Annotated in this window: 10 protein-coding genes; 3 read left to right on the top strand and 7 right to left on the bottom strand. The window is 67.4% G+C overall.

Annotated features, from left to right (window positions below; genetic code table 11):
• The first annotated feature begins 210 nt into the window (after positions 1-210).
• A complete protein-coding gene (locus tag MXF70_RS15160) occupies positions 211-1,113 on the top strand; it encodes a PhzF family protein (protein WP_248516544.1) in 903 nt (300 codons plus the stop codon).
• A gap of 24 nt (positions 1,114-1,137) precedes the next feature.
• Here the strand turns inward: MXF70_RS15160 and MXF70_RS15155 are convergent, their stop codons facing one another.
• From MXF70_RS15155 to MXF70_RS15140, 4 genes are all read right to left on the bottom strand, one after another.
• On the bottom strand, positions 1,138-1,956 hold the full coding sequence (locus MXF70_RS15155) for a hypothetical protein (protein WP_248516543.1): 819 nt from the start codon (positions 1,954-1,956) through the stop codon (positions 1,138-1,140).
• A 142-nt stretch (positions 1,957-2,098) separates the two neighbouring features.
• Positions 2,099-2,377: an acylphosphatase gene (locus MXF70_RS15150; RefSeq protein WP_248516542.1), complete on the bottom strand. Its 279-nt coding sequence runs from the start codon at positions 2,375-2,377 to the stop codon at positions 2,099-2,101.
• A 78-nt stretch (positions 2,378-2,455) separates the two neighbouring features.
• The gene (locus MXF70_RS15145) at positions 2,456-3,130 is read right to left on the bottom strand and encodes an adenine nucleotide alpha hydrolase (protein WP_248516541.1); all 675 of its coding nucleotides are present in this window, start codon (positions 3,128-3,130) and stop codon (positions 2,456-2,458) included.
• Between the two features lie 72 nt (positions 3,131-3,202).
• Entirely contained in the window at positions 3,203-4,195 is a 993-nt protein-coding gene (locus tag MXF70_RS15140) for a DNA-3-methyladenine glycosylase family protein (RefSeq protein ID WP_248518415.1), read from the bottom strand.
• A gap of 157 nt (positions 4,196-4,352) precedes the next feature.
• Here MXF70_RS15140 and MXF70_RS15135 point away from each other — a divergent pair, with 157 nt between their 5' ends.
• Positions 4,353-5,639 (top strand): amidohydrolase, encoded by a 1,287-nt coding sequence (locus tag MXF70_RS15135; protein WP_248516540.1) that lies wholly within the window; start codon positions 4,353-4,355, stop codon positions 5,637-5,639.
• 16 nt (positions 5,640-5,655) lie between these two features.
• On the top strand, positions 5,656-6,219 hold the full coding sequence (locus tag MXF70_RS15130) for a protein-tyrosine phosphatase family protein (protein WP_248516539.1): 564 nt from the start codon (positions 5,656-5,658) through the stop codon (positions 6,217-6,219).
• Positions 6,220-6,245: 26 nt separating this feature from the next.
• Here the strand turns inward: MXF70_RS15130 and MXF70_RS15125 are convergent, their stop codons facing one another.
• The 3 genes from MXF70_RS15125 to rpl12p form a co-directional block, all read right to left on the bottom strand.
• Entirely contained in the window at positions 6,246-6,785 is a 540-nt protein-coding gene (locus MXF70_RS15125) for a COG1470 family protein (protein ID WP_248516538.1), read from the bottom strand.
• 102 nt (positions 6,786-6,887) lie between these two features.
• Positions 6,888-7,520 carry a hypothetical protein gene (locus MXF70_RS15120; RefSeq protein WP_248516537.1) on the bottom strand — a complete coding sequence of 211 codons (633 nt, stop codon included), beginning with the start codon at positions 7,518-7,520 and terminating at the stop codon, positions 6,888-6,890.
• A 538-nt stretch (positions 7,521-8,058) separates the two neighbouring features.
• Positions 8,059-8,412 (bottom strand): 50S ribosomal protein P1, encoded by a 354-nt coding sequence (gene rpl12p, locus MXF70_RS15115; protein WP_248516536.1) that lies wholly within the window; start codon positions 8,410-8,412, stop codon positions 8,059-8,061.

Here is an 8,412-nt window from a genome sequence, read left to right as displayed (position 1 = left end):
CTCCCCACCTCCCCATCTCCCCACCTCCCCATCTCCCCACCTCCCCATCTCCCCACCTCCCCATCTCCCCACCTCCCCATCTCCCCACCTCCCCATCTCCCCGGCTTCCCCGTGCCCACCCGCCAGCTTCCCACCACTCACCCCACAGTCCACGCTGATCACTGCCACGGTTCCCGCAACGTCTTGTGTCAGGCGCTCGTCGCAGGCCGTATGCACACCGCGCGTACGCTCCTGGTCGACGCGTTCACGGACGAGCCGCTGTCGGGCAACGCCGCCGGCGTGGTGCCAGACGCGGCCGGCCTCTCCACCGCCCAGCGGCAGGCGATCGCCCGGGAGCTCTCCGTGAGCGAGACGGCGTTTCTCGCTGAGGGTGACATCGCAGAGTACCGAATTCAGTATTTCACACCAACCCAGCCCGTCGATCTCTGTGGCCACGCGACAATCGGAACCTTCGCCGGCCTCGCGGCGATCGACGAGCTCGATCCGGGTACCGTCGAGGTCGAAACACCTGTCGGCGTGCTCGAGGTCACGGTCGAGGACGACGGCGCCGTCTGGATGACCCAGGACGACCCGACGATCCAGAAAGTCGATCTCGATCGCGATCGGATCGCCGCTGCGCTCGGCCTCCGTCCCTCGGCGGTCACGGACCTCGAGACCGAGCTGCCACTCGCGGTTTCCTCGACCGGCCTCCCCTGGCTGCTCGTTCCCGTGGCGTTCCTCTCACAGCTCGGCGAGGTCGACCCCGATCTCGACGCAGTCGCAGAAATCGCCGACGAGGTCGACGCCGTCGGGATCTACGCGTTCACGTTCGACACGCTCGAGCGAGATGCGCACGTCCACGCGCGGGCGTTCGCACCGGGGGCCGGCGTCGCGGAAGATCCGGTGACTGGCACCGCTGCCGGCGCGACGGGCGCGTTCCTTCGCCACGTCGGCGCCTTCGACGACGACCTTCCGGACGAGATCGTCGTCGAGCAGGGTCACTACGTGGATCGTCCCGGACGGGTGCAGGTCCGTGCCGGCGAGACGATCCGCGTCGGCGGCCAGGCGGCGCTGGCGCTCGATGGCGAACTCACCGTGCCCGAAATAGAATCCGACGACATCCTCGAGGCGTAGCGCCGCTCGCGTCGCTCCCGTCGATCAGCCGTCCCGGTAGTACTCGCCGTCGTCGTCTTCGCCCTCCCACTCGAAGCCATCGTTACCGCCGTCACCGTCATCGTCGTTGTCGCCGTCGTCGGTGCTCTCACCGGCCACACCAGCGTCACTACCACCGTCGGCATCGTTCGTTGCCGGCTCGGCGTCATTCCCAGCATCGCCGGCACCGCCTGCCGTCGCTCCACCAGCAGCTGCCGTCTCGCTGCCGTCGTCGGCTGCTTCGCTCGCATCCCCGGCCCCACCAGCACCGGCGGAGTGATCTGTCCCCTCAGCTCCGGCGGCAGCGGTGTCGTCCGTCGACGTGGCAGCGCCGCTGGCTGCCGCAGCTTCGGTGGGATCGGCACCGCCGGTCTGCGTGGGCTCCGGGCTCGGGTCGAGTTCCTCGCTGCCGAGTTCGTCGCCGCGGATCCGCTGTTCGAGGTCGGTGGTCTTCCGGCTCACCTGCTCGACGTCAGTTTCGACGTCGGCGATGCGGTCGTCGACCTTGGTCGCCGCGCTGCTGGCGATCCGCTCCTCGTCGACGAGCTCGTCGATGCGGCTGTCGATGGCCGCGTGCATCGCGTGGTGACGGACGGCCGATCGACCGATCTGCCAGACGATCAGCCCGACGACGAGCCCGACAGCGAGGAGTACGGGACTCGCGGGCGATCCGGCGTCCGAGGGGTCGCCGAAGGCGAGCTCGTTGAGGAAGGCACCGGCACCGAGCCAGGCGCCAACGCCGACGATCGTGATGCCGAGCAGGAAGGGAAGAAGTGCGAGTGCGCGGTCGTAGAAGCTCCATCGGAGTGACGACTTCAGTGGCATAGCCGGTGTAGAGGGCGGGAGTGGCTTAAAGGCAATCCCCGAACCGGCGCCGATGCCGTTGGATCCACGTCTGCCGGTCGGTTACGCCTGGCTGCAGGCCCGGTCGTCTCGATGTCGGAACGGTCGCTCCCCACCGCGGCCGTCACCGCTCGATCTGGAATCCGTCGACGCCCTCGGGCGGTTGTTCTTCGACATCGACGTCCTCGACGCGCGCCGCGCTACTGCCCTCGTGACAGAACTCGATCATCGCGTCGACCTGCTCCTCGCTCCCCTCGAAGACGGCTTCGACGCGACCGTCGTCGAGGTTCCGGACCCAGCCGTCGACGCCAACCTCCGCTGCCCGTTCGCGCGTGGTCGCACGGAAGAACACGCCTTGAACGCGGCCGGTGACGAACACGTGTGCACGGGTTCGATCGCTCATAGTGAGTGGTTCGGGTCCGAGTACTAAAACCGTCCGTGGGGCTCTCTCTCTCGGTCCGGACTTCTCAGGAATCGCAGATCACTCGTCTGCACGGAGTCGGGAGTAGTGGTAGGTGCCGTCGCCGACCGGCTTGGCTACCGTCTCGCCGACGTCGATCGGCACCGGCTCGTGGAAAATCGGGCCGTCCCAGACGAACGTGTGGAATGCCCCTCGCTCCCCGCAGGGGTCGACGGTCTCGGGGAGCGAGTCGAGGAACTCTCGGTCGAACGGACGCCCCGCGAACGATGGATCGAGACGGTCGCCGTCGACGGCAACCACCACTGCCCGGAACCCGGCTTCGAGGAACGCCGTCGCCTGTTCGTCCGTCGACTGGCCCCAGATCGGAAACGTCGGATCGACCGGGCTCTCCGCCAGTCGATCCTCCCGGTACTGACGCACGTCCTCGAGGAACAGGTCGGCGAAGGCGAGCCGATCGATTCCTCGATTGGCGTACTCCGCGACCACCTCGCCCATGACCGACTCGTATGTGTCGTCCTTGGGCTCGGGCGGCAGCGTGACGATCCGCAGATCCGCGCCAAGCGCTGCGGCCTGCCGTTCGTACAGTGATCGACGGACGCCGTGCATGGAGCTTCGGCCGGTGTCACCCGCGACAGTCGTCAGCAGCTCGACGACTTCGTCGTCGCCAGCGCGGAGTTCGGAAAGCGCGTAGGCCGCGTCCTTCCCACCGCTCCAGGAGAGCACCGTCGTCGCCATTGGCTGGCTGGAGGTTGGGCATCGACAACGTCGTTTCGATCGCGCAGCCACGACGGAGACATCCCCAGAAATTCACGCCCGCGTCCGAAGGTAATGAAAGACGTACGTCTGGACGTAGCCGGCGTACTCTTCGCCGAATCGCTCCCGGATTGCTCGCGAGGTTTCGGCGTAGCTGCCTCGATCACACTCCGGAAAGTGGTCCGCGATCGCCGACTGGATCCAGGTGTCAAGCGGGACGGCCTCGAGATAGCCAAGCGAGAACAGCAAGACGCAGTCCGCGACCTTGTCGCCGACGCCGACGAACCCGGTGAGCGTCTCACGCGCCTCCTCGTATGGCTCGCCGAGAGCGTCGGTCGGGTCCAGTTCGCCGCTGGCCACCATCTCCGCCGTCTCGACGACGTAGGGCGCCCGATAGCCCAGGCCGAGATCGCGGAGTTCGGCCTCCGTCGCTTCGGCGAGCGCCGCTGGCTCGGGAAACGCGTGGTAGGTGCGCCCGTCGACGGTAACCGGCTCGCCGTAGGCATCCGCGAGCGCGCTGACCATCCCGTGAATCCGCGCGACGCGCATCTGCGTCGAGCAGATGAACGCGATCAGGGTCTCGAAGGCCGGATCACCGACGAGCCGCATGCCGGGCGCGTACTCGACCGCGGGTCTCAGGAGGCCATCGTCGCCCCCGGCAGCCGAATCGAGAATCGCCGGGAGATCGTCCTCCAGCCGGAGCAGGCGACGCAGTTCGTCTTCCAGGTCGGCAGTTCCCTGCCACTCGAGGACGCCGCCGCTGTGGTCCGATTTGGTGGGGTCGGGATCGGTACTCCCCGAATCGCGATCTTCGGGATCGCTACCGTCGTCATCGGGGTTCTGGTCGAGGTGCTGGCGGACGCGCAGGACGTCGCCGTCGACGACCCGGACGTACCACGGTGGGTCACTCTCCCATGATTCGGGCCCGTCGTCGGTGTAGCAGCCGCCGTCCGCACGACGCCAGCCGTAGGACTGGCCGCTCTCGAGCGTCGCGTAGAGGTCGAGGCCGCCCGGGAGTTCCTCGAGATCGATCGACCCGCTGTGCATCTGTGGACTCTCCGCGCCGACTGCGTATGGGGATTTCGCCTCCATTTCGATGCGGACGACTCGGTTTTCGACGGCCGATCGCCTCGCTGCGGGCCGGAACTCCACGCTGCCCTCCCCGTCGCGAGCCGTTAAGTGAATCCGTCACCGACCTGCGGCCATGGCGACTGTGACGGATTCGGACTCGCTGATCGCGCTCCGCCGGGACCTCCACCGCCGTCCCGAGCCAGCGTGGTGTGAGTTCTACACGACGGCGCGGATCGTCGAGGCGTGTCGTGAGATCGGCGTGGATGCGCTCCACGTCGGACCGGACGCGCTGGCGAGCGACGAACGGATGGCGGTCCCCGACGACGAGACGCTCGACGAGTGGTACGGCCGCGCGCTCGCTGCCGGCGCCGACGAGTCGATCCTGACCGAGCTCGAAGGCGGACACACGGGCCTCATCGCCGAGCTCCACCGTGGCGAGGGGCCGACGATCGCGCTCCGCGTCGACATCGACGGCCTGCCCCGTGGAGAGTCCGAGGCAGCTGAGCACGTTCCCGCCGCCGAGGGGTTCCGCTCGGAGAACGACGGTGCGATGCACGCCTGCGGCCACGACGCCCACGCCGCGATCGGGATCGGCGTCCTCCGCGCGATCAGCGAGAGCGAGGCGTTCTCCGGGACGCTGAAGCTCATCTTCCAGCCCGCCGAGGAGCAGGTCGGCGGCGCAAAGGCGATCGCCGAGTCGGGGCACCTCGACGACGTCGATTCCCTGCTCGCGATCCACATCGGCCTGGACCACCCGACCGGCGAGATCGTCGCGGGCGTCGAGGGGTTCCTCGCGGTCGCGCAGTTCGAGGCCGAGTTCGAGGGCGCGCCAGCCCACGCCGGGGGTCAGCCAGAGCAGGGCCGGAACGCCAACCAGGCGCTGGCCGCCGCCGTCCAGAACTGCTACGCGATCCCCCGGCACAGCGACGGGCCGACGCGGATCAACGCCGGCGTGATCGAGGGCGGTACCGCCTCGAACATCGTTCCGGAGTACGCCCGGATGGTATTGGAGGTTCGCGGCGAGACCACGCCGCTGATGGAGTACATGGACGAGAACGCCCGCCGGGTCGTCGAGGGCGCCGCACTGATGCACGACTGCGACGTCACGCTCAGCGACGACGGCCGCGCGCCGTCCGCTGAAAGCGACGACGAGCTCCGGGACGTCGTCGGCGCGGTCGCGAAAGGCCATCCGGACGTCGAGCGCGTGCTCGATCGTGACGATCTCGGCGGCAGCGAGGACGCCACCTATCTGATGCGTGCGGTGCAGGACAATGGCGGCCTCGCGGCGTACGTCGGCGTCGGCACCGATCACCCCGGCGGCCACCACACCGCGACGTTCGACGTCGACGAGGACTCGATCGGGATCGGTGTCGACGTGCTCGCTGACTCGATCGAGCGGATCGCGGCGGAGAGTCCCTGAGACGGAGCCACAATTGATGTCCGAACGGCCCACCGACGAGGAGGAGGCGACGCCCCACATCACCGTCCCGATCGACGGCCGCGAGCAGGACGGTCCAATCGCCCGACTGTACGGCTGTCATCCCGAGCGCCCGATCGTCCGACAGATCGGCGACCGACCGCTGTTTCTCGGTAACAGGTTCGCCGCCGACCCCGACGGTTGCGATCGTCGCTTCGACGTCGTGTTGACCGTCGCCGAGGAGCGCGAGCCGGGCACCACGCACTTCCAGCCGCTGGTGGACGGCTACGAGGCCGAGTGGGACCGATTCCGGGACGCTGCTGACGCTGCCCGGCGGCTCTACAGGGAGTGCGACGCAGCCGATGCCGACTGCGACTCGCTCCTCGTCCACTGTAAAGCCGGTATCTCGCGATCGAACACCGTCATTGCGACGACGATAGCTTGCGAGGAGGATCGCTCGCTGCTCGACGCCTTCGACCTCGTGCGGGCGGCGAGGCCACACGCCGTGGCACATCCACGGCTGCACGAGCTGGCAGTGGTCTACGTTGCGGGCTGTGGCGACCGGCAAGAGCGGAGACCGTGATAACTATCGAGTGCTCCTCCGCCCGATTACTCCTCGATCCGGAACAGAGCTGCATGCCGCATCCAGTTTGCAGGCCCTGGATCGGCCACTCTGACGCCAGCGAGGTACGTGCCCGGTGGAAATTCGAATTGCCAGTCTGCGAAGTAGTCCGCAATCTCCATGGCGTCCCACTCGTGCGTCTCGCCAGGCGGGAGTTCGAGGGACCCGCTCGCAATGCCGCCGGTGTACTCGATCGCTCGCCAGCCGTCGGACCCCTGCGTTCGAAGCGCCCAGTCCCACGGATCGACGTGGAGAGTCCGGTCCGAGTCGTTCGTCAGCGTGAACGTGAGTTCTCCCGGATCATCGATTCGCTCAACGGACGGCTGGAGGAAAATCTCGGCAGCGGCAGTATCGACGGTGTGCGAGCAGACCGTCGGCTTCCAGTCCTCCCCGCCCTCGAAGGGCGGACAGTCGTACTCCGTGAGCGGCCTGTTACTGACCGAGGAGCCCCGAGTGCGGAGTTCGAGGGCGGCGGCTCCGGCGAACACCGAGCCACAGAGCGCAAGAAGGTACGTTCGCCGATGCACGTCGATATAATTCGGCCGCTACTGAGATAATAATTGTGGAGGCGACGAGGGCGATTTTCGTTTCCGAGTGGGCGGTTCCGACGCCGATCACCCGGGCAGTCGCTACTCGTAGTGTTTGAACAGCAGCGCGCGCACGTCGTCCTGCGTGGCGGCGGACTCCGAGGAGCCGTCGGGCAGTGCGACTTCGTAGCCGGTGTCGCCGGCTGCGTCCTCCCACTTGTCGTCGTGGGTGTCCATCAGCGCCATCATCGCGGAGAGCATGCCGTCGTCGCCGCCACCGCCGGCAGCGGCCATCGGGGGTGAGCTGGCGCCGCCGGTGTCGGACGCTTCGTCGTCTTCCTCCTCTGCAGCAGCGTCCTCTTCCTCGTCCGCTGCAGCGTCGTCCGACTCGACGTCCTCAGAGTCGGCGTCGTCGGCGTCTTCCACGTCAGCGTCGCTTTCGTCCTCGACGCTCTCCTCCTCGGCCGCATCCTCGCTCTCATCGGCGTCCTCAGCCGCATCCTCTCCCGCATCTTCCACCGGGTCGGCGACCGGTGTGTTCTCTGCGGATACCTCTGGCCCGGCGGAGGGCGCCGTGACGGTCGCGTTGATCTCGCCTTCGTGGTTGTCGATGAGGTACTGGACCGCGTCGACCATCCGGACGTGCGCGTACTTCCCGACGACGTCCTGTTGGATGTCGTCGCGGAGGGCATCGAGGTACTCGTGCTGGTCCTCGGTGATCTCGATCGTGGGCATGCCCGTGGCGACGGCCCGGGGGCTAATAAGCGTGCGTCTGACGCTGAGGAACTTCGTTTAGAGAACTGGGCTAACTACAAGCAGGGCGAACCGCTTGGAAGCCCCCTCCCGCTCGCCGGCGTACGCTCGTTGCGCGCTTCCCTCGCTCACTTCGTTCGCTCAGTCCAGTGCTTACTTCGCCTACACCGGCGAGCGGTCGGCCCCTTCCAGTCCCACCCGGTGACTGATTCTCTGAGCGCGAATTGCGTGGGGATTCCAGGCCACGTTTTGAACCGATCGTTCGCCGATCACAGCAGCCTCGACGATCCACCGTAGCGAAGCACTCGGCTGAAATCCACTGGGAGGGACTGGAAGGGCCCGACCGCTCGCGTTCGCTCGCGAAGTAAGCACGGCCGAGCGGTAGCGAGGCCGCGCACAGCGAGCGTGCGCGAGCGGGAGGGGGCTTCCTACTGCTTTGCTGTCGCGGTTCTGCCCGTACCACTTGCCAGAGCAGCAGCTACGGAATCGAAATAAAACGAGGAAATGTTCGAAACGGAGTTCAGCCGAAGAGGTCGCCGAGGCCCTCGCCGCTGGCCTCCTCGTCCTCGTCGTCGTCCGTCGTATCGGGGAGGTCCTCGTCGGCCTCCTCGACCTCGTCATCGTCGTCGCCATCGTCGGCCTCGTCCGCGGACTCGCCGCCCGCGGAGCCACCGGCGGCTGCGCCGCCAGCGGGGACTGCGGCCGCCTCTGCGACGGCGTCGTCGATGTCGACGTCCTCGAGGGCGGCCACGAGGGCCTTGACGCGGGACTCTTCGACGTCCACGCCCGCGGCCTCCAGCACGTCGGTCAGGTTACTCTCGTTGATCTCTTCGCCGGTCTCGTTGAGGATGAGTGCTGCGTATACGTACTCCAT

Origin of the sequence: Salinarchaeum laminariae (assembly GCF_023204835.1) — an archaeon.
In the GTDB taxonomy this organism is placed as follows: Archaea; Halobacteriota; Halobacteria; order Halobacteriales; family Salinarchaeaceae; genus Salinarchaeum; species Salinarchaeum laminariae.
This window is presented reverse-complemented; position numbering and strand designations above follow the sequence as displayed.

Bases quoted from the DNA above. Each gene is read 5' to 3' on its own strand.
- MXF70_RS15120 (WP_248516537.1), bottom strand. From the start codon at position 7,520: ATGCCCACGATCGAGATCACCGAGGACCAGCACGAGTACCTCGATGCC.
- MXF70_RS15140 (WP_248518415.1), bottom strand. From the start codon at position 4,195: ATGCACAGCGGGTCGATCGATCTCGAGGAACTCCCGGGCGGCCTCGAC.
- MXF70_RS15150 (WP_248516542.1), bottom strand. From the start codon at position 2,377: ATGAGCGATCGAACCCGTGCACACGTGTTCGTCACCGGCCGCGTTCAA.
- MXF70_RS15160 (WP_248516544.1), top strand. From the start codon at position 211: ATGCACACCGCGCGTACGCTCCTGGTCGACGCGTTCACGGACGAGCCG.
- MXF70_RS15155 (WP_248516543.1), bottom strand. From the start codon at position 1,956: ATGCCACTGAAGTCGTCACTCCGATGGAGCTTCTACGACCGCGCACTC.
- MXF70_RS15145 (WP_248516541.1), bottom strand. From the start codon at position 3,130: ATGGCGACGACGGTGCTCTCCTGGAGCGGTGGGAAGGACGCGGCCTAC.
- rpl12p (WP_248516536.1), bottom strand. From the start codon at position 8,412: ATGGAGTACGTATACGCAGCACTCATCCTCAACGAGACCGGCGAAGAG.
- MXF70_RS15130 (WP_248516539.1), top strand. From the start codon at position 5,656: ATGTCCGAACGGCCCACCGACGAGGAGGAGGCGACGCCCCACATCACC.
- MXF70_RS15135 (WP_248516540.1), top strand. From the start codon at position 4,353: ATGGCGACTGTGACGGATTCGGACTCGCTGATCGCGCTCCGCCGGGAC.